Below are 20263 nucleotides of genomic sequence, written 5' to 3' on the forward strand. Positions count from 1 at the left end.
TATGTTTAACAACGATTCAATGAATTATTATTCAACAAGCACTTTAAAAAGTGCTTTGTTGAAGTCTTATGCATGGATGGCAATTGCGCTTGTCATCACGGCAATTGTATCTTATGGATTATATGCTACAAATGCCTTATTGATTTTATTAAGTGCAGCGCCATTTCTATTTATGTTGTTTGTGATTGCACCATTTATCTTATCCATTGCATTTGGTGTTTCGATGGCTAAATCAACATCAAGTACAGGAATGAAGATCATGTTGGTGATTTATGCTGCTTGCATGGGAGTATCTCTTACTTCCATTGGCTATGTATATGATGTAGCTACAATCGGTACAGCTTTTCTAGTCAGTGCAGTTTACTTTATTAGTTTAGCTGTCATTGGTACAACATCTAAAAAGGATTTTACAAGCTTTGGCTCATTATGCATGGTTGGACTTTTTGTCTTAATCATTACACAATGCTTTATGATGTTGTTTAGAGTGAATATGGATGTTCGATTGATTTCAATCATTGGACTTCTAATCTTTACAGGCATCACTGCTTGGGATGTACAAAGAATGAATCGTCTATTGATTCAATCGGACGGTTCTGTTATTGAACAAGAAAAAATTGCAATCTTCATGGCATTACAATTGTATTTGGATTTCTTGAATATCTTCTTAAGAATTCTACAATTGATTGGAATGGGAAATCGTAACAATAACTAAATTTAAAAAAGGAAATGTATTTTAATGATGCATTTCCTTTTTTCATGCTTAGAATGGATGAAATACGAGATTTGTTTGATGATATGTATGATAGGGTGAGAACCTATATAAAAGTATTTAAATCGTTTTAGTGTGTTAATCATGATGATTATGTCATAAGCTTTAGAATGCCTCTAGACTGCGTTAAATTGAGAGGAATGGTCTTGGTAGTAGAAATTATCAATATTATATAGAATGAATTGTTTCGTATCTTAAAGTAAACAGTAGCAAAAAAAGGAGTAGTTGATACTACTCCAAAGGTTTTTGATAGAAATTACCGTAGAAGTTAACAGTGTTGTAAGTATTGATCAATACTTTAGGATCGACCTTTCTTACGTTATCTATGACGTCTCTTAATTCATATGTAGAAATAACGGCTTTACATACATAATACTTGCGATGACTGTAAGCTCCATAACATTCAAATACGCTCATACCATGTCTGCATGAGGCCATAAAAGCATCAATGAGTGGGTCTGGATCATTTGTTGTAAATTCAACGGTGATTTGTGCATAGCGTTGATATAAAGATGAGATTGTCTTTGTAGAAAGGAATTGGAATAAGATAGAGTATCCTGCATAGATCCATCCACATAAATAACCAAAGGTTATAATCATAGCACAGTTATAAAAGAATACGTAATCCCAGATTCCTCTATGAATCTTACTTGAAACGTATTGGGCAATAAAATCGGTTCCTCCTGTAGATCCGCCAGCTCTTAAGGCTAGGGAAATGGAGAATCCCCATAAGAAGCCACCAAATAAAACGTTAAGAATTTGATCTTTAAAGAAGGGTTCAAAATGGAAGATGGAAATAAAGAAGGATACTAGAAAGAATTGTGCGCAGCTCAAAAATGTGAATCTTGGTGAGATGTGTTTGTAACAAAGAATGGCAGCAGGAACATTTAATACGATGATTCCAACTTGAGTAGGAAAGTTAATGTTCCATAGAGCACAAACTTTATTGATCAATAGGGCAAGTCCAGTAAATCCTCCAGAGATTAAGTTACACGGCGCCATAAACACATTCATTATATAACATTGCATAAATGCACTGAATATAATCATAATGGTCGACGTCAATAGTCTTAGCTTCTTTTCTTTTTGAAGCTCATGAATAATGTGTTGCATATATATAATACCTCTTGTACACTAGCCATATTATCATAGGCTATTTCATAAATAAGTTCAACCAAAAAGGCAAAATGTATTATTTTTTAAAAAATGTAAAAAAAATTAATTTTTTTCTTGCTTTTTGTTTTGTGTTGAGGTATTATATATGGGCAGTCAACGAAATGGTTCCGTAGCCAAGTGGTAAGGCAATAGACTGCAACTCTGTGATCATCAGTCCAAATCTGATCGGAACCTCCAATCACATGGGGTCGTGGCGGAATAGGCAGACGCAACGGACTTAAAATCCGTTGGGAGAAATCCCGTGTGGGTTCAAGTCCCACCGTCCCCACCATCGTTTATTAAAATCAGCAAGTTACGGTTCCGTAGCCAAGTGGTAAGGCAATAGACTGCAACTCTGTGATCATCAGTTCAAATCTGAGCGGAACCTCCAATCACATGGGGTCGTGGCGGAATAGGCAGACGCAACGGACTTAAAATCCGTTGGGAGAAATCCCGTGTGGGTTCAAGTCCCACCGTCCCCACCATTTTTTGGAAAAGATAGCTAGAAACATTTGTTTCTAGCTTTTTTTGTGCTTATTTGGACAACTCAAAGACCAAGTTTACCATATATAATTATATCTTAACTTGAATTGCTAAAATATAATTAAAGTGAGGTACGTATTATGGGTTGGATTGATAGAACAACTAAAAAGCGAATAGCTGAATTGGATGAACATCCAGAATTGAATTCGCATGATTTTGCGAAAAAGCACAAAGAAATAATGAAAAATATTAAATTCTATGTGATTCTAATCCTTGCAGCTATATTCGTTTTGGCGCTTTGGTATGATTGGAATCATCCAGAAATTAATATATTCCCGATTCTATTTCCAATATTAGTGTAATGAGGAGGAACAACTATGAGCTGGCTTGATAAAATAGTTAAGAAAAGACTGGAAGAGCTCGATGCACATCCTGAATTGAATTCAGATAAATTTGGGGAAAAAATGAGTACGCTGTATTTTGCTATTGTTTTGTTGATTGTTACTGTTCTTATTCTTTTGCTTTGGTATGATCTGGAACATTATGAAATCTGGATCTTTCCGCGAAGATGAAAAAAATAGCCACAATAGTGGCTATAATAACATAAATCCAATTCCTACGATAACTCCCGTTATAAATAGAATGGAAATGGTTCTTAAAATGTCTTTCTTTCTTGCTTCATAACGAATCATTACAATTAGGCCTAGACCTGCATTTGTGACAAGCCCTGCAAGTAAGGATCCAAATGAAAGTTCTCCAGCTGTATAAAGCTGTGTAAGAACGACCGTAGCTGCGCAGTTAGGAATAAAGCCAAATAGAGCAGCAATAATAGGTTGGAATAGATTATTTTGAAGAAGAATCATAGAAAGCGTCTTTTCGCCAATCCATTCCATTAATAGTGTTAATACAAAGCTTGTGATAAAGATAAATACATAGATTTTTAAAGATCTTAACAGGGCACTGATCCATAGTGGATACTCAGGATAGCAACATGGACAGCTTGAACCTGAGCTTTCTTCTTCCTCGTATTCATCCTCATCATAATCCTCTTCTTCCATATCTTCGAAGCGGAGGATTTTTTGGTTACGGAATAATACGAGATCGGTGAATAATCCTACGACAATCGCAATGATGAGTTTTAATCCTAATATACCAAGTAAAGATGAATACATTTTAGGATTACTAATCAGAATCGGAATGGCTTCATCGCTTGTCGCAATCATAACACTGACTAATGTTCCTAGCGTAATGTTGTTTTGAACAAACAACATAGCAGCTAAAATACTAAAGCCACATTGCGGAATTAGGCCAACTAAAGCACCAAGTATGGGGCCTAGTCTTTGTAGCCCGAAGAAAAGTTTATCATCTTGTGTATTTTTTCTTTCAAAAACTTCTAAAACACAATATGTGACATACAACAAAGGAAGCATAGCCCACGTATCGTGTATTGTATCTAAAATAATATCTATAAAATTCAAAGGTAGTTCCTCCTAACTTTATTAAGTATACACATTTTTTCAAAAATTGCACGTAAAAAGCAGGTCTATTAGTCAATAGTACCTGCTTTGTCGTTTACTATGATTTTTTTATGTCTTAATCGAACGGTAATATAATCGTGAATACCTGCATAAATTAAGGCAAAGATTGGAACACCTAAGAACATTCCAACAACACCAAATAATGCACCACCAACGGTAACGGAGAATAAGATCCAGAAGCCAGACATACCTAGCTTATCACCAAGAACGATTGGCTTAATGATATTTCCATCGATTTGTTGGATGATAAATATCACAATCGCAAATATTAAGGCAGATAATGGATCAATCAAACAAAGAATAATAATTACGGGGATGGCACCTAAGAAAGGTCCAAATACAGGAATAACATTTGTCACACCTATAATTAAAGCAATCATATTTGTATATGGGATTTTAAGGAATAAAATCACCACATAACATAAAACACCTACAATAAATGAGTCAATGATGTTTCCAACGATGTATTGTTCAAATACGGTTTTCGCATCATTCGTCCATAGTGTTAAATAGTTCGCAAAGTTTTTATCAAATACCGAATAATTCAGTTTTTTGATTCCTTTTACCAAGGTTTCACGGTCTAGTAAAATATAGAATGCGGAAACGAAAGCTAGAATTAAATTGATAAATCCCTTCACAAAGCTATAAGAATAAGAAGCGATTTTAGGAATGGATTCCGTTACTATACTAGTGATTTTTTTTGTGATGTCAAAGTTGATCAACATTTGTTCTACTTGTTTTTCTGAAATATTCATTCGATACGCAAAATCTTTTGTATAACTAATGAATGTATCTGAATAAACCGCAATATTTGTTGAGAATTGGCGTACAGAATCAACTGTATTTGGAATGATGATAGAGAAGAATAAAATCAAAAATCCGATGGCCAAAATAAATACGATTAATGTAGCTAAAATTCTTTTGTGATTCTTTTGTAGAGGTACATTCTTTAAAAGTTTATTTTCAACCCATTTTTCTGGATTGTTTAAGATAAAGGCTATTCCAATACCAAGTAAGAAGGGGAAAAGAATCGTTATTATAAATTGGATGGCTTGTTTGATATCTTTAAATTTATTCAATATCGTGAAAAAGAGTATTGCGATAATTAAAGATGTGGAATAAACAATGATTTTTTGTTTCATTTCCTGAGTGATTTTAAAATGCATGTATGTCAAGGCTCCTTCCATACCATATATAATACCATCTAGAAAAAAATTAAGAAAGACATTATAATAAACCTATGGAAAAAATATTTGAAGGGGCCATTTCCTGCAAAGCCCTATTGGAAGCAGGTACAAGAAATTGTATAAAATTATATATTGATAAGAAGAAAAATACTAAGGATACTAAATATTTAGTGAGTCTTGCCAAGAATAAAAGTTGTGAAGTTATCTTTTGTTCGCGTGAACAAATCAATGATATGGCAACAGGTAAAACACATGGTGGTATCTTACTTTTAGCTGAAGAAAAAGTGATTCCTCAGCTTACGGATATAAAGGCACATGGATTTTTATGTTACATTGATGGAGTGGAAGATCCATATAATCTAGGAAGTATTTCTAGAACACTATATGCATCAGGCTGTGATGCGATGATCCTACCTAAAAGAGACTGGAGCTTTGCCGAACAAACAATATTAAAGGCAAGTGCTGGAGCCTATGAGAAGCTTCCTATATATTTTGTGGATAGTGATGAAGAATTAGTGGATTATTGTGCTAAAAATCAACTTCCAATTCTATGTGCACACAGAAAAGATGCCGTAGGATTATATGATTATAGTTTTGAATCTGATTTCTGTTTATGCTTAGGCGGAGCTTTAAGAGGATTAAGCTCAACCATTACTTCGGCTTCGAAACAAAATATTGTCGTAGAATATGGAAGAGATTTTAGAAACGCTCTAGATTCAGCCAGTGCTGCAGCCGTATTTAGTTTTGAAATATTAAGACAAGAAAAAAAGAAGAAATTTTAATATAAAGTGTTTCTTCTTTTTAATTTGTTGAATAAATTTTATGTGCTAATTCTTTGTCGGCAAAATCAACAATGATGATTCCATAATTTTTCTTTATCCACTTATAATTCATAAGATATTCGTTTGTTTTCATTGCGCATTTCTTTGGATGACCAATCTTGCCTTTGCCACTAGTAGAAGTGAAATTTAAATAGAATGTAGAATCATCTGCCTTTGCGTTTTCCAAACCATATTCAATCGCATCTATTTTATCTTCTATATCATAATTAAAACGATCCTGTATATAGAGCGCTTCATTATTGTTGATACTTGATTTTGTGACAGGAACTTTTAATATTGTACGATCTCCTTGTTCTTCCCAGTTAAAATAAAGACCTTCTTCACTTTCAAATCGAGTGGCTAATATGATTTTATTTCGAACTTCACCAAGCGTAGGAATGCGATTTTCTAAATACCAGTAAGATGAATTGGAGTGAATTTTATTGGTTAGAAGTTGTTTCAAAACATCTAAATTATCTTTACTGTTTTCTTTCTTTACACAAAAGATGACTGCTTCAGAAGGGTGTTTGTCAAGAAATGTATAAATGTCCTTTAAGACATCATCTAAGGATAATGGTTTAGAAAAAAATGAATTATTGTTCTTACACTTCGCAAAGTTGTGTTTTAAAATCAAATCTTGACCATCAATCACAAGGCGGATATCTAAATAGCGATAGCCATTTTCTAATTGTGTTTTGATGGCTGTGTCTTGACATTGAAAGATTGAATTTAAACTTACATATTGTGTGGCTGAATCATGTGTACCTGGAATCGATAATGCACTCAGCTTTGTTTCATCACGGATTCTTTCCATCCAGTTTGATGATGAGTTTTCATTTGCCTGAATCGGTGAAATAAGCATGGAAAAGAGGATTATAAAAATCCCAAGTGTTCTTTGAATTGTTTTCATATTATTATTTTCCTTTAAGTATGTGTATGCCTAAGAATAGTGTAACGTATTTTACAAAGATTTAATTTCAGTTTGTATGTTCATTAATAAATCTTTTGCAATCTTATAATTGTGAACAAGAAAAAAAGCACTATTGAAAATTTTAGATACAAAAGTTATTTATCCTGTGTTTCAATTCCTGAATAGTAGGATAATTGTGGTATAATATAGGTATAAAAAGGAGATAATAATATGCCACAAATAATACCGATTAAAGAATTAAAAAATACTTCTGAAATATCAGATTTATGTCACAAAACTGATGAACCTATTTATGTAACAAAAAACGGATATGGAGATATGGTAATCATGAGTATTGAAAATTATGAATCAACTCTGAAAAAACTTGAAATGTACCAAGATATTGCGATTTCTGAATACCAAATTGATATTGGAGAGACGAAAGATGCAAAACTAGCCATTCAAGAAATGAGAAAGAAGTATGGCCTATAATTTGATTATTACCAAACGAGCAGAGGAATTATTGGATGATCTCATTTATCAATTAATAAATAAATATAAGTGTGAAGATACTGCTAAACGATTATTGAATCACATAGGATGTATTAATGATCGTTTAATTGACAATCCATACCAGTTTCCGTTAATAAGAGATAGATATCTTTCTATGAAAGGGTATCGTATTGCGATAATTCCAAAGACGAAATATATCTTTGTATTTGATATAAGAGAAGATACTGTTTTTGTGTTAGGAATATTTCATCAATTAGAAAATTATTGGATAAAAGTATAACAGCACCGTTTATTTGGTGCTTTTACTAGTTTTTAATGGCCTTTCGAATGATTAGAATACCATTGATAAAGAATAATAAGGATGTACAAATATTCAACACTTGGTTGTTGAAACAGATGAGAATAACAGCAATAATGTTTAATATTCCTTTAATTAGATATAAATATACTAAAATAAATATAAATGTCAAAACTGTATTAATGTTATAATAGATACATGCTGATTAATGTATATGTAGAATATAATCGTTTACGCAATACCTTTACATATTCCTGTGATAGTCATGTTGAAGTGGGATGTCGAGTTCGCGTTGAATTCAACAATCGAACGCTTATCGGATTTGTAGAGGAAGTGGATGTAGAAAGCGATTTTAAAAATATTAAACCTATTATTGAAGTCATAGATGAAAAGCCATTATTGAATTGTGAATTAAAATTATTGGCAGACTATATGGCTGATTTTTATGCGAGCTCTAAGGTGACCTGTTATAAAACGATGCTGCCACCTGCACTTCGTCCTTCTAGTAATCATTCTAAAGTTATCTATGAAGAGTATGCTGTGTTAAAGGAATCCAATTTGCCATTAACATCAAGACAAAAAGAAGTGCTTACTAGCTTTACTTATCCATGTAAAATGAGTGAGATAAGAAAAGTCAGTTCATCGATTGCGAAAGCTTTATTGGATAAAGGTTATATTGTGATTGAAAAAAGAATTAAGGATTCCAATACGCACGTATCTTCTATTTTGGACGTTCAACATGAACTTACCTTTGAACAAGAACATGCGATTGAAACCATACAAAGTACAGATAAAACGGTTTCCTTACTTCATGGAGTAACTGGGTCTGGTAAAACAGAAGTCTTTTTGCGTCTAGCTGAAAATGTACTGGCTTGTGGAAAACAAGTTTTATTTTTAGTGCCAGAAATCGGATTGACACCCATGATGATTCAAAGGGTGCAGGCGCGCTTCCAACAGAAAATCGCAATCTATCATTCGGGGTTGAATGCGCAGGAAAAACTAGAACAATATAATTTAGTAAAAGAAAATAAAGTAGATATTGTGGTAGGAACTCGCAGTGCCTGCTTCATGCCTTTTTCTTCCTTAGGCTTGATTTTAATGGACGAAGAACACGATTCAAGCTATAAACAAGATAATACACCAAGATATCATACGCGCGATATTGTTTTATTTCGTGCTGCTTACCATAAATGTAAGGTTGTTCTAGCTAGTGCTACACCATCCTTGGAATCATATGCACGTGCCTATAAGAATGTATATGAGTTAATTGAATTAAAGCATCGTATTCATGAAATGCCAGAAATTCAATTGGTGGATATGAAAAAGGAAAGAGTCACAAATGGTTTGTCACAAACATTGCTGCAAGCGATTTATGAGCGTCTTTCTAGAAAAGAACAGGTTATCTTACTTTTAAATCGAAGAGGCTACTTGCCAGTTGTTAGATGCAGCGACTGTGGACATGTACGTATTTGTCCGGATTGTGGCATTGCCTTAACGTATCATAAAAACCAAAATGCGCTGGTTTGTCATTGCTGCGGAAGACAATTTCCATTTCATGAAGAATGTCCAAGCTGTCATTCAAAAAATTATTTTAAGGCAGGTATGGGAACAGAAAGATTAGAAGAACAAATTCTAGAGATATTTAAGGATTATCATGTCGTTCGTATGGATGCCGATAGCACACGAAGAAAGAATGCACATGAAAAGTTATTAAAGGAATTTGAAGAATCAGGAGATCTTTTGATTGGTACGCAGATGGTGGCCAAGGGCTTAGACTTTGAAAGAGTGACCTTAGTCGGTATTTTAAATGCGGATGCCACGCTTTGTCGAAATGACTATCGTGCCAGTGAAACAGCGTATGAAATGTTAGAGCAGGCAAGTGGAAGAAGTGGAAGAGGTACATTAAAGGGTGAGGTTCTCATTCAAACCTTTGATCCGGATCATTTTGTGATGCAATGTGTGAAGCTGCATGATTATAAATTGTTTTTTAATCAAGAAATGAAATATCGCCATTTGGGTATGTATCCACCTTATGTATATTTATGTACATTGGTATTTACTCATTTCGATATTAACGAAGCCTACAAACAAGCCAATGAGGCGAAGGCTTATTTTCAATCAATTCGAGTCTTAGGTCCAATTGAAATTCGTATGCAACAAAAGAAGCGTCGTGTGCGTTTGATTTTAAAGTCAAAGGATGATAAATTGTTGCATACACTCGTTAAGAATTATTTAGATACAACAAAACAAATTGTGGATGTGAATATGCATCCTGTGATGATGGAGGAATAAAATGCGAAAGTGGTTATGGAAAGCTTTAGATGAGGTAGTCAATAAAGAGGTATACTCCAATTTATATTTAAGAAATCATTTACATGAAGTAAGCGAAAGGGATCGTGCCTTAGCAACAAGAATTTTTTATGGAACCATTCAAAATTATCGTTATTGCAGAGCATGCTGGTCTAAATTTGTAGAGAATAAAGTAAATGACAAAATGGATGTTTTACTAACAATGAGCACATATCAATTGTTGTTTTTAGATAAAGTGCCAAGCTATGCGATTGTGAATGATGCGGTAAATATTGCCAAAAGAATAAATGTGAAATATGCAGGATTGACCAATGCGGTTTTACACAAAGTAAAACACATTGAAACAAAGGATGTAGCTTTAAAATATTCCTTGCCAGATTGGCTTTATAAAATGTGGGTGAGTCAATATGGACAAGAACAAGCCTTAATTATGGCTAAGGCAAGTGTAAATATTTTACCTTTATATGTCAGAAGAAACGTGTTAAAGACAGAGGTTGAGGATTTTTCCTCTTCTGAGTTTATTTGCGTTAAGGACCCTCTTTATATCTATACACAGAATGATTACTTTCATCATCCATACTATCAAAAGGGATATATGAGTGCACAAGATGAGGGGAGTTTTGCGATTGCCAAGTTCGTAGATCCAAAGGAAAATGAAAAAATTTTAGATTGTTGTGCGGCGCCAGGAACAAAAACAATGGCCATGGCTGAAATGATGTACAATAAGGGGCATATTGATTCATTTGATTTACATGCACATCGTAAGGATTTAATTGAAAGTGATGCCAAGAGATTAGGTATCGATATTGTCCATGCAGGTGTTCAGGATGCGACTAAATTTAAAAGCTCAGTTTTGTATGATCGTATTTTATGTGATGTGCCATGCTCTGGTTATGGGGTGTTATCAAGAAAGCCGGATATAAAATTGCGTATGTTGCCAGAGGATATGGATACATTGATTCCTTTGCAGTATGCCATATTAAATAATGTATGTCAGTATGTTAAGGAGGGTGGATTTATTGTATATTCCACTTGCACGATGAATAAAAAAGAGAATGAAAAACAGATTCAGAGATTTTTAAAGGAACATGATATGTTCCGTTTGGTTGATGAAGTAAACATTTTCAGCGATTCTAAGCAGGATGGCTTCTATATGGCAAAACTGGTACGTAAATGATATAATGAAAGATAGAAATTGAGGTGCTATTTTGGAAAGTTTATACAATTTAAATTATGATCAAATGTGTGAATATGCATTGGATCACGGATGGAAATCGTATCGAGGACATCAAATTTTTCAATGGTTATATCGTAACCGTGTATTTGATATTGATGAAATGACGAATGTATCAAAGGAAACAAGAGAAATCTTAAAGAAAGATTTTATTGTGAATCCTTTAGAATTAATAAAAAAACAAGTTTCACATGATGGAACTACAAAATTCTTGTTTAAAACAAGTGATGGTGCACTACTTGAAAGTGTTATGATGGTTTTTGATTATGGTAGAAGTGTATGTGTATCTAGCCAGGTCGGCTGTAACATGGGATGCGCTTTTTGTGCGAGTGGTTTGACGAAGAAAAAAAGAGACTTAACAAGTGGTGAAATGGTCGCTCAGGTTATGTATGTTCAAAAGGAATTGGATAAGGATAATTTGCGACTTTCACATATCGTTGTTATGGGGACTGGAGAGCCATTTGATAACTATGACAATGTTATGAATTTCTTGGCGACTGTAAACCATGATCGTGGCTTAGGTATTGGTTCTAGACATATCACGATTTCAACATGTGGTATTGTTCCTAGAATTTATGATTTTGCGAATGAACATACACAATATAATTTGGCAATTTCTTTACATGCACCAAATGACGAGCTGCGTGATAAATTAATGCCAGTCAACCATGCTTATCCATTAAAGGAATTAATGGAGGCTGTAAAATATTATGGTCAGGAAAACAATCGTCGTTTGACTTTTGAATATATTTTATTAAATGGTGTAAATGACCATCCGGAGCATGCCAAACAATTATCGAAGCTTTTACATGGAATGAATGCCTATGTGAATTTAATTCCATATAATGCCGTCGATGAAAAAGGCTTTAAATCCGTGAGCCATGACGAAGCCATGGTTTTCTATGATTTGTTGATGAAGAATCATGTGCGTTGTACGATTCGAAAGGAACATGGAAACGATATTGATGCAGCGTGTGGTCAGTTAAGAATAAAGGAAATTAAAAAGGAAGGAATTTAGGCAGATGAAAGTTTTTGGGAATACAAATGTAGGTCTTGTAAGAAAATTAAATGAAGATGATTATTGTATTGCTCATAATGCCAATGATGAATGGATGTTGATCGTTTGTGACGGAATTGGTGGGGCAAAGGCAGGAGAAGTGGCTAGTCATGTGGCTGTCATGACGATGTATGAAGCGTTTATGAAATCTCCTGAATTTAAAAAAGATCGACAAGTGGATAACTGGATTCGTGAGAATTTAAATCAGGCCAATGATTTTATTTATTCCAAAAGCTTAAAAAACCCTAATGAAAGAGGCATGGGAACAACGGCTGTCGGTGTTATTGTTGCCCATATTGGAACCTTCATTTTTAATGTTGGAGACTCAAGAATCTATGCAGATTATAATAATGAATTGATTCAAATGAGTGAGGATCATAGTGTGGTTGCCCAGCTTTTAAAGGAGGGAAAAATCACACTTGAAGAAGCAAAAACACATCCTAAAAAGAATACTTTGAATAATGCTCTTGGAGTTTGGCATGTGTTCCGTATTGACATCAATAAAATTGAAAATACTTATAAATATTTATTGGTTTCAAGTGACGGATTACATGGATATGTTGAGAAAAGAGTGATTTCGGATATTGTTCATGATGATACGCTTTCTTTAAAGGAAAAAACAGAAACACTGATCGCAAGAGCTAATCAATCAGGTGGATATGATAATTGCACGGTGATTTTAATGGAAAATAGTGGAGAATAGTATGATGATGGAACAAATAGCGAACCGCTATGAAATTTTATCTTTGATTGGACAAGGTGGAATGGCGGATGTCTATAAGGCAAGAGATACGATATTAAATCGTGTTGTCGCAATAAAGGTTCTACGTGCAAAATTAAGTGATGATGCGATGGCACTTGTGCGTTTTCAACGCGAGGCAAGTGCTGCAAGTCGCTTATCACATCCTAATGTTGTCGACATATATGATGTAGGCGAATATGAAGGTATGCACTATATTGTCATGGAATTTATTCGTGGAAGAACTTTAAAGGAATTGATTGCGCAACGCGGTGCCCTTGATGTAGATGAAGCCATTGGTGTTATGAAACAATTGGTGAGTGCCATCAATCATGCACATGAGCATAAAATTATTCATCGTGATATCAAACCGCAGAATGTTTTAGTTAAAGATGATGGAACAATCAAGATTACTGATTTTGGGATTGCGGTTGCGAATGGAAGTGTACAGCTGACCTATAATAATACGGTTATGGGTTCTGCACACTATTTAGCGCCTGAAACAACACAGGGAAAGGAACCCAATGAACAAGTTGATATCTATTCATTAGGAATCGTATTCTATGAATTATTAACGGGGCATGTCCCTTTTACAGGAAAAACACCAACGGAGATTGCGATTAAGCATTTACGCAAACCCATACCATATGTGCGTGATTTTAATCCGAATATTCCTCAGTCGGTTGAGAATATTGTTTTAAAGGCAACCGCAAAGAATTTAGAGGATCGTTATGTTTCTTGTAAGGAAATGCTTTATGATTTGATTCATTGTTTAGATCCTGAATACAAAAACATGAGTCGTATTCGTGTGGATGTAACTCCAAGCAAGGATTTAATGAAATGTGAGGATGGTCATATTGAGTTTGTGGATGAATCCGATAAAGAAGATAAAAAGTCAAGAAATTGGATTGCCGCATTAATGATTAGTGCAGCTATAATTATTTCGATTATTGTGCTTGTCTTGATTGCCAGTATTACAGGCTTGATTAAAATCGATGGCTTTTTAGGTTATCAAACAATGCCAGATGTGAAGGATTTAACACAGGAAGAAGCTATTGATACGCTTCAGGCTGCTCATTTTAATACTTCAAAGGTCAAATATGAATATAAGGTCAGCGATAAGTATGATGAGGGCAAGGTCATTAAGTCTAACTATAAAGAGGGAGAAGTCATTTTAAATGATTCAAAGATTGTATTAACGATTTCAAAGGGCGCTACATATTTAGTACCTGACTTTACAGATAGTTCTTATGCGGATGCTCAGTATCAGTTGTCACAGAATGCCCCTAATGTCGAAATAAATGTTGAATTTAAGGGTACAAAGGATCGCGATACAGGTATAATTCTAGAACAGAAGGGTTTAAAGCCTGGAAAGCGAATTGATCCAGATAGCAGTGAGAAAATTTACTTTGTAGTAAGTACTTATCCTTCGATTGTGATTCCGTCCGATTTAATTGGGCAAGACGTATTGAGTGCGAAGGATGAATTAAATGATTTAGGAATTGCGGTTGTTGTCACAAAGATTGACGGAGGACAAGGGACAAACAAGGTTGTCAGTGTTTCTCCAGATGTAGGAACCGAATATGTACAGGAAGGAACAAACAGTGTAGTTACATTGTTTTATGATTAATATGCAGCAGGGAAGAATTGTAAAAATTATTTCGAATCAGTATACGATTCAAATTGAAACGGAAGAGATCATCGCTAAGCCAAGAGGCAAGATGCGTCAACAAGAGGCTCCTGTTGTCGGTGATTTTGTGGAATATGAAAAGATTGAAGACGCATATCGTATCCACAAGATTCTTCCACGTACGAATCGTTTACTACGTCCGGCCATTGCGAATGTGGATCAGGCTTTAATCGTAACAAGCTTAAAGGATCCAGATTATTCATGTCATTTGTTGAATCGTTTGATTTTTTTAGTCAGCTTAGCACATGTAAAGCCAGTTATTTGTGTGACAAAGCAGGATTTATTAGAGGATTCTCAAGCTATTTTGGCAGATTTAGGAAAATATAAAAAGGCCGGATATGAGGTTGTGTTCTCAAATCCAGGAAGTGATGATGTAGAGCTTAAACAAATTTTAAAGGGCAAGGTATCTGTACTTTGTGGTCAATCTGGAGCTGGTAAGAGTTCTTTATTAAATCGTTTAAATCCAGATTTTGAATTACAGACACAAGCCATTTCGAAAGCTTTAGGTAGAGGAAAACATACAACGCGCTATTGTCAGCTTCATGAAGTTTGCGATGGCTTAGTTGCGGATACACCTGGTTTTTCGAGCTTAGATTTTACACGATTAGATACAAGTCATCTTGATGAATGTATCCTTGATTTTAAACCTTATATTCATTCTTGTCGCTTCTCCGATTGTAAGCATTTGAATGAACCAGACTGCAAGATTAAGGAAGCAGTCAAACAAGGCTTGATCAACGAAACGATTTATGAGGATTATAAAAATATTATGGAACAGAGAGGTAAGTTTTAATGAATGAAATCGTAATTGCACCTTCTATTTTATCGTTGGACTATTCCAATGTGAGTGTACAATTAGAAGAATTAAAGGCGTCTAAGGCAAAATGGTTACATTTTGACGTGATGGATGGTCATTTTGTACCGAACCTTACTTTTGGTCCGGATATTTTAAAAGGATTCAAAAAGGCATGTCCACTTTTTATGGATGTACATTTGATGGTTACAAATCCAGAAAAATATGCGCCGATCTTTATTCAAAATGGAGCGGATTTAGTTAGCTTTCATACTGAAGCCTTAGATAATGATTTGACTCGTATTCAAGGCTTGTTAGATGAAATTCATCGTTTAGGTGCAAAGGGTGGAATTGTTGTAAAACCAAATACGCCTATTGAACCTTTTGAAGAAGTATTAGAGGCATGTGATCTTGTACTAGTTATGAGTGTGGAGCCAGGTTTTGGTGGTCAGAAATTTATGCAAGATATGCTGAAAAAAGTAGAGTGGTTAAAAGAAAAGCGTGAAGCATTAAAGCTTTCATATCGTATTGAAATTGATGGAGGAATCAATCAGGATACATATAAATTAGCACTTGATGCTGGGTGCGATACTTTAGTTGCGGGTAGCTACGTATTTAAGAATGATATTGCCAAGACTATAGAAGGTATGTTGAAGTAAGATGACTTGTGCTGTTTTAATTACACCACTTGTTGATGTTGTGCCAGTAATTCAGGATTGTGATTATATCGGTGTGGATGCAGGTGCCTTAAAAATTATTGATCAGGGATTTCCTATTAAAATGGCTGTAGGTGATTTTGACTCATTAAAGGAAGAGGACCTAAAAAGAATTACGTGTCCGATTGAAAGACATCCTATTATGAAGGATGAAACGGATTCCGAATTGGCAATCCGCCTTTGTAAGGATTATGACACAATCTATCTATATGGAGGTATGCAAGGAAGAATCGATCATACGATTGCGAATATTCGTTTGGCGATGTATCGTTTCGATAATCTTGTCTTAATAGATGATCATCAAAAAATATCAGTTATGAATGTAGGAATTCATGAAATTGATGACAGCTATCATCATATCTCTTTTTATCCTATCCAAGAGGGTGTGCTCTCTTTAGAGGGATTTTTGTATCCGTTACAAAAAAGACGGATTTATATTGAGGAAATTTATACGACAAGTAACTCGCTTGTAGCTAATAAAGGGATCATTCGGGTGGATGAAGGCAAATTTTTGTGTGTGCAGTCAAACTGGAGGTAGTCTATGTTCTATGATGTAGCTATGAATTTTGTGATTGGAACACTTTTAATCATAGCCGGAACCATTATGGTCTGGATTCCGAATCGTGTCTTTGCGTGGATCTTAAGCGTTTCAATTTTATTTCTATTGATTAATGGATGTGTTCTGTTGTTTCGTTTTGTGAAACAAAAAAAGAATAAAGATTTTTTCTTTTCCATATTATCCTTTGCGTTTATGTTCTTTTTGATGAACTTTCGTTATCTTCCACAATGGATCTTACGCGTAAATTTTGGGGGATATTGTATTTTATGTGGAACGGCCTGCTTCATTCAGCTAGTTATTGATAAAATCAATCATTTGAAGGGAAAATTCTTGAACTCTATTTTTACCTTTATTTACATTTTCTTTGGCTTTTATCTATTGTTGAATCCAGACTTTCATACAGACCTATTAATGCGAGCTTTTGGAATTTACTTCATTATTTTAGGATCTCGCTATCTTGGCGATGGATATGAAGGTATCAATCCATTAACGAAATATAAGTGGAAGCGCAAGGTAAGAATTACTTTACCTGCCTTTCTTTGCGCTTTAGTGCCAGATGCAGCTTTAACAAGTATCAACCGATATTTGGAAGATGGAAAGCCAGAAGATTTAAACACCTATAAAAAGGATGAAATTGTTCGTTTAAAGGTAATTGTGCATGTGGGTCCTAAGGGTTTTCAAAAGGTTGGTCACATTTGTTTCGCATTTGATAATATAGTTTATAGCTTTGGGAATTATGACAGTGATTCCTTTCGGTTAAATCAAACTATAGGGGATGGAACCTATTTTACAGTTCCTTTAGAGAAATATATTCCGAATATGATTACGGCCGAAAATAATTCGATATTCGAATATGGTATTTATACAACACCGGACCAAAATGAAGCGATTGAAAAACAGATTCAAAAAATTAAGGAGAATGGATATCGCTGGTATAGCCGAATCGAGAAGGCAGATGGGTATGATCGTTTCAATGAATTTGAGATGGATTATCCAAGTCGTCTGCACTATCGTACGGGAGCTAAGCTTTATAAGGTAAAGCGAGGCAAATTCCATATTTATTGGGCTTTAGGTGATAATTGTGCTTCCTTTACAGATTTAGTGCTTGGTACCTTAGGAGCTGATGTATTGAGTATGCGTGGTATTATTTCGCCAGGAACTTATTTGGACTGGCTTCAAAAGGAATATTTAAAAAAGAATAGTCCAATCGTATTCCGTCAAATCTATACAAAGGATACGATTTCGATTTAGAAATGGATAAAAGAATGAATGGATATTTTTATGTACTGACATCAATCGATATATTTGTCCTTGGCTTTATGTGTGTTTTGACTAAATTAAGCGAGTCACTGAACCAAAAACAGAAGCGTGGTTTCCTTTTTGCGTTTGGATTGATTGCGTTTATTTCTTTATTAGAAGTTGTAACATTAAAGGTAGATGGTTTACCAATAAAGTATCGTTGGTTAAATATTATATCGAACTATCTAGGCTTTGGACTAACACCCTCTGTATGTATATGTTTAGTATATGTGCTAGATAAAAAGATGAAATTGAAATGGGAATTAAAGATTGCCATTTTATGTGAAATCATATATCTTTTGATTCTTGGATTTTCTATTCCATTCGGCTGGGTGTTTTCTGTGAGTCAAAGTAATATATATTCGCGAGGTCCTTATTTCTTTATTTATATTTTTGCGTATTTCTTGAGTATATTATATTTATCTTTATCAACAATTATATTTTCAAAACAGTTTCAAAATCGAAGCAAGGCATTGGTTTATCCGCTAGTGATTTTCTTAGGCGCAGAAACAATCATACAAATAATCGTTCCAAATCTTCATGTGAGTTGGATGTGTGTGACGTTACTTTCAGTTTTATATTTTATATATTGTAGTGAAATGTGGCATCAATTAGATGCATTGACTGGATTATTAAATCAGAATAGTTTCTTGAATCGTAGTGAAGAGATGCATTATACAAATGGGATGTTGATTGTGTTTGATGTGGATGATTTTAAGCATGTCAACGATGTATATGGGCATGTTAAAGGAGATTTGTGTTTAAGTGTCATTGCGAATTGTATCAAGGGGGCTTATGCCCAGTATGGATATTGTTACAGAATTGGTGGAGATGAATTCTGTGTACTCTTAAAAAATAATCGGAATGAGGATGCGTGTTCATTAAAATTTGAACATTTAATGGAAGTAAAGCGTAGAAAGCTTGCATATTTACCAAAGGTTTCATATGGATCGGCTTTATTATTGACAGGAGATATTGTGAGTGTCAAGGACTTGGAAGATCAAAATATGTACATGCATAAACATCAGAAGAAAGAAAAGGAACAGTGATTTCGCTGTTCCTTTTAAGATAGAAGCCAAGTTAGAATTTCACTGATGACATCTAAAATGGTAACTCCTTTTTTGATTTCATCATTCTTTTTCTTGATATTAATGATTTCGGTTTTTGTATATCCTTTTTTAGAAAGCTTTTTAATATCTTTTTCACTTATACAAAGTTCGAGTAATTCATTCATATCTTTTTGATTCATTGTTTTGAATGATCCTTTCTATATTGTAATGGGGAAATACAGGTTGCTTTTTTGAATGCTTGGGCAAAGTAGGATTGACTCGTAAAGCCAACGATAATAGCAATTTCTGAAATTTGTAGATTGGTTGTTGAAAGGAGAAGCTTGGCTTCTTCAATTCTTTTTTGAATCATATAATTAATGGGAGAAATTCCTTTATATTGTTTGAAGACATGTACAATATGATATTTATTTAAAAATGTAACTTCACTTAATTTATCAAGTGTGACATCCTCTTTAAAGTGAGCATCAATATATTTTTCAATGAAGACACAATCCTTATTGGCTTTATTGACAGGTGTGGTTTTTAGACTAATATGAGCACGACGCATTAGGTTGATCAGTAAAACTTCTAAGAGATTTTGACAAAGAGACTGGTATTCCATGTCTTTTGTCTTCACCTCAAGTAATATGGTTTTTAAATAGAATAAGACTTCATGTTTATAGTCATAATAGTTGGCAATGCTGCAGCCTTGTTCTTCATCTTGTTCCTTTGAGAAATAAGTAATACCTTCAATTCCCATAACGATATATTCAAAATTAACATTCTCAATCCCGCGTTCTGTATGTGAAACTAGGGGATTCACAATAACTAAATCGTCTTCCTTTACAGGATAGGCTTTATTATCTAAACATAGAAGACCATTTCCTTTTGTCACATAAAACATTTCGGTATATAAGTGTGTGTGCAGCATGGAATTCCATTCGTGATCAAATTTCGATTCCGTAATATATAGTAGCTTAGATCTAGATTGATTGAAGTTGACTTGGTCGATTTGAAAGCGTTGTGTACTCATAAAACACCTCTTTTTTATTATTATATATTCTTTTTTACTGTTTATCAATTTTGTTTTTTGAAATCATAAATCGCAATATATCTAAAAAGAAGGACCATATATTTATGATA

Annotated in this window: 22 protein-coding genes and 4 tRNA genes; 20 read left to right on the plus strand and 6 right to left on the minus strand. The window is 34.2% G+C overall.

Annotation, left to right across the window (positions count from 1 at the left end; genetic code table 11):
* Window position 1 precedes the first annotated feature (1 nt).
* Complete coding sequence (locus DWY01_RS01800) at window positions 2-712, plus strand: Bax inhibitor-1/YccA family protein (RefSeq protein WP_117992632.1); 711 nt, start codon at window positions 2-4, stop codon at window positions 710-712.
* Between the two features lie 288 nt (window positions 713-1000).
* Here DWY01_RS01800 and DWY01_RS01805 read toward each other — a convergent pair whose 3' ends face one another.
* Window positions 1001-1882 carry a YitT family protein gene (locus DWY01_RS01805; RefSeq protein ID WP_117992633.1) on the minus strand — a complete coding sequence of 294 codons (882 nt, stop codon included), beginning with the start codon at window positions 1880-1882 and terminating at the stop codon, window positions 1001-1003.
* 166 nt (window positions 1883-2048) lie between these two features.
* On the opposite strand from DWY01_RS01805, the gene DWY01_RS01810 reads away from it, so the two are divergent.
* The 6 genes from DWY01_RS01810 to DWY01_RS01835 all read left to right on the plus strand — a co-directional run bounded on the left by DWY01_RS01810 (window position 2049) and on the right by DWY01_RS01835 (window position 2979).
* Window positions 2049-2122, plus strand: a tRNA-Cys gene (locus tag DWY01_RS01810).
* Window positions 2123-2129: 7 nt separating this feature from the next.
* Window positions 2130-2216: transfer RNA gene (locus DWY01_RS01815), tRNA-Leu, on the plus strand.
* Between the two features lie 25 nt (window positions 2217-2241).
* A tRNA-Cys gene (locus DWY01_RS01820) sits at window positions 2242-2315 on the plus strand.
* A gap of 7 nt (window positions 2316-2322) precedes the next feature.
* Window positions 2323-2409 (plus strand) — tRNA-Leu (locus DWY01_RS01825).
* A 138-nt stretch (window positions 2410-2547) separates the two neighbouring features.
* Window positions 2548-2769, plus strand: coding sequence for a hypothetical protein (locus DWY01_RS01830; RefSeq protein ID WP_117992634.1), 222 nt, complete (start codon window positions 2548-2550; stop codon window positions 2767-2769).
* A 15-nt stretch (window positions 2770-2784) separates the two neighbouring features.
* Entirely contained in the window at window positions 2785-2979 is a 195-nt protein-coding gene (locus tag DWY01_RS01835) for a hypothetical protein (protein WP_117992635.1), read from the plus strand.
* A gap of 21 nt (window positions 2980-3000) precedes the next feature.
* On the opposite strand, the gene DWY01_RS01840 is transcribed toward DWY01_RS01835, so the two are convergent.
* Window positions 3001-3885, minus strand: a complete 885-nt coding sequence (locus DWY01_RS01840) for a putative manganese transporter (RefSeq protein WP_117992636.1) — start codon at window positions 3883-3885, stop codon at window positions 3001-3003.
* 68 nt (window positions 3886-3953) lie between these two features.
* A complete protein-coding gene (locus tag DWY01_RS01845) occupies window positions 3954-5111 on the minus strand; it encodes an AI-2E family transporter (protein ID WP_158553635.1) in 1158 nt (385 codons plus the stop codon).
* Window positions 5112-5185: 74 nt separating this feature from the next.
* Here DWY01_RS01845 and DWY01_RS01850 point away from each other — a divergent pair, with 74 nt between their 5' ends.
* Window positions 5186-5914: a TrmH family RNA methyltransferase gene (locus tag DWY01_RS01850; protein ID WP_117992638.1), complete on the plus strand. Its 729-nt coding sequence runs from the start codon at window positions 5186-5188 to the stop codon at window positions 5912-5914.
* A gap of 19 nt (window positions 5915-5933) precedes the next feature.
* Here DWY01_RS01850 and DWY01_RS01855 read toward each other — a convergent pair whose 3' ends face one another.
* Window positions 5934-6863 carry a phosphatidylinositol-specific phospholipase C gene (locus DWY01_RS01855; protein WP_117992639.1) on the minus strand — a complete coding sequence of 310 codons (930 nt, stop codon included), beginning with the start codon at window positions 6861-6863 and terminating at the stop codon, window positions 5934-5936.
* Between the two features lie 231 nt (window positions 6864-7094).
* Between DWY01_RS01855 and DWY01_RS01860 the strand changes: the two genes are divergently transcribed.
* The 12 genes from DWY01_RS01860 to DWY01_RS01915 all read left to right on the plus strand — a co-directional run bounded on the left by DWY01_RS01860 (window position 7095) and on the right by DWY01_RS01915 (window position 19120).
* Window positions 7095-7355: a type II toxin-antitoxin system Phd/YefM family antitoxin gene (locus DWY01_RS01860; protein ID WP_117992640.1), complete on the plus strand. Its 261-nt coding sequence runs from the start codon at window positions 7095-7097 to the stop codon at window positions 7353-7355.
* A complete protein-coding gene (locus DWY01_RS01865; RefSeq protein ID WP_117992641.1) occupies window positions 7345-7656 on the plus strand; it encodes a type II toxin-antitoxin system RelE/ParE family toxin in 312 nt (103 codons plus the stop codon). The genes DWY01_RS01860 and DWY01_RS01865 overlap by 11 nt, the downstream gene beginning before the upstream one ends.
* Window positions 7657-7872: 216 nt before the next feature.
* On the plus strand, window positions 7873-9966 hold the full coding sequence (gene priA / locus DWY01_RS01870; protein ID WP_117992642.1) for a primosomal protein N': 2094 nt from the start codon (window positions 7873-7875) through the stop codon (window positions 9964-9966).
* 1 nt (window position 9967) lies between these two features.
* The gene (rsmB, locus tag DWY01_RS01875) at window positions 9968-11161 is read left to right on the plus strand and encodes a 16S rRNA (cytosine(967)-C(5))-methyltransferase RsmB (RefSeq protein WP_117992643.1); all 1194 of its coding nucleotides are present in this window, start codon (window positions 9968-9970) and stop codon (window positions 11159-11161) included.
* 31 nt (window positions 11162-11192) lie between these two features.
* Window positions 11193-12236, plus strand: coding sequence for a 23S rRNA (adenine(2503)-C(2))-methyltransferase RlmN (rlmN, locus tag DWY01_RS01880; protein WP_117992644.1), 1044 nt, complete (start codon window positions 11193-11195; stop codon window positions 12234-12236).
* A gap of 4 nt (window positions 12237-12240) precedes the next feature.
* Window positions 12241-12978 carry a Stp1/IreP family PP2C-type Ser/Thr phosphatase gene (locus DWY01_RS01885; RefSeq protein WP_117992645.1) on the plus strand — a complete coding sequence of 246 codons (738 nt, stop codon included), beginning with the start codon at window positions 12241-12243 and terminating at the stop codon, window positions 12976-12978.
* A gap of 1 nt (window position 12979) precedes the next feature.
* Complete coding sequence (gene pknB, locus DWY01_RS01890) at window positions 12980-14644, plus strand: Stk1 family PASTA domain-containing Ser/Thr kinase (RefSeq protein ID WP_117992646.1); 1665 nt, start codon at window positions 12980-12982, stop codon at window positions 14642-14644.
* A complete protein-coding gene (gene rsgA / locus DWY01_RS01895; protein WP_117992647.1) occupies window positions 14637-15497 on the plus strand; it encodes a ribosome small subunit-dependent GTPase A in 861 nt (286 codons plus the stop codon). The genes pknB and rsgA overlap by 8 nt, the downstream gene beginning before the upstream one ends.
* The gene (gene rpe, locus DWY01_RS01900; protein WP_117992648.1) at window positions 15497-16156 is read left to right on the plus strand and encodes a ribulose-phosphate 3-epimerase; all 660 of its coding nucleotides are present in this window, start codon (window positions 15497-15499) and stop codon (window positions 16154-16156) included. Before rsgA ends, rpe begins: the two co-directional genes overlap by 1 nt.
* Before the next feature lies 1 nt (window position 16157).
* Complete coding sequence (locus tag DWY01_RS01905) at window positions 16158-16751, plus strand: thiamine diphosphokinase (protein ID WP_117992649.1); 594 nt, start codon at window positions 16158-16160, stop codon at window positions 16749-16751.
* A 3-nt stretch (window positions 16752-16754) separates the two neighbouring features.
* Window positions 16755-18023 carry a hypothetical protein gene (locus DWY01_RS01910; RefSeq protein ID WP_117992650.1) on the plus strand — a complete coding sequence of 423 codons (1269 nt, stop codon included), beginning with the start codon at window positions 16755-16757 and terminating at the stop codon, window positions 18021-18023.
* A gap of 14 nt (window positions 18024-18037) precedes the next feature.
* Window positions 18038-19120, plus strand: coding sequence for a GGDEF domain-containing protein (locus tag DWY01_RS01915; protein ID WP_117992690.1), 1083 nt, complete (start codon window positions 18038-18040; stop codon window positions 19118-19120).
* Window positions 19121-19134: 14 nt separating this feature from the next.
* Here DWY01_RS01915 and DWY01_RS01920 read toward each other — a convergent pair whose 3' ends face one another.
* Both DWY01_RS01920 and DWY01_RS01925 read right to left on the minus strand, forming a co-directional pair.
* On the minus strand, window positions 19135-19320 hold the full coding sequence (locus DWY01_RS01920) for a hypothetical protein (RefSeq protein ID WP_117992651.1): 186 nt from the start codon (window positions 19318-19320) through the stop codon (window positions 19135-19137).
* On the minus strand, window positions 19317-20153 hold the full coding sequence (locus tag DWY01_RS01925) for an AraC family transcriptional regulator (protein ID WP_117992652.1): 837 nt from the start codon (window positions 20151-20153) through the stop codon (window positions 19317-19319). The genes DWY01_RS01920 and DWY01_RS01925 overlap by 4 nt, the downstream gene beginning before the upstream one ends.
* Window positions 20154-20263 lie beyond the last annotated feature (110 nt).

Source organism: Eubacterium sp. AF22-8LB (assembly GCF_003458715.1).
GTDB lineage: Bacteria > Bacillota_I > Bacilli_A > Erysipelotrichales > Erysipelotrichaceae > Holdemanella.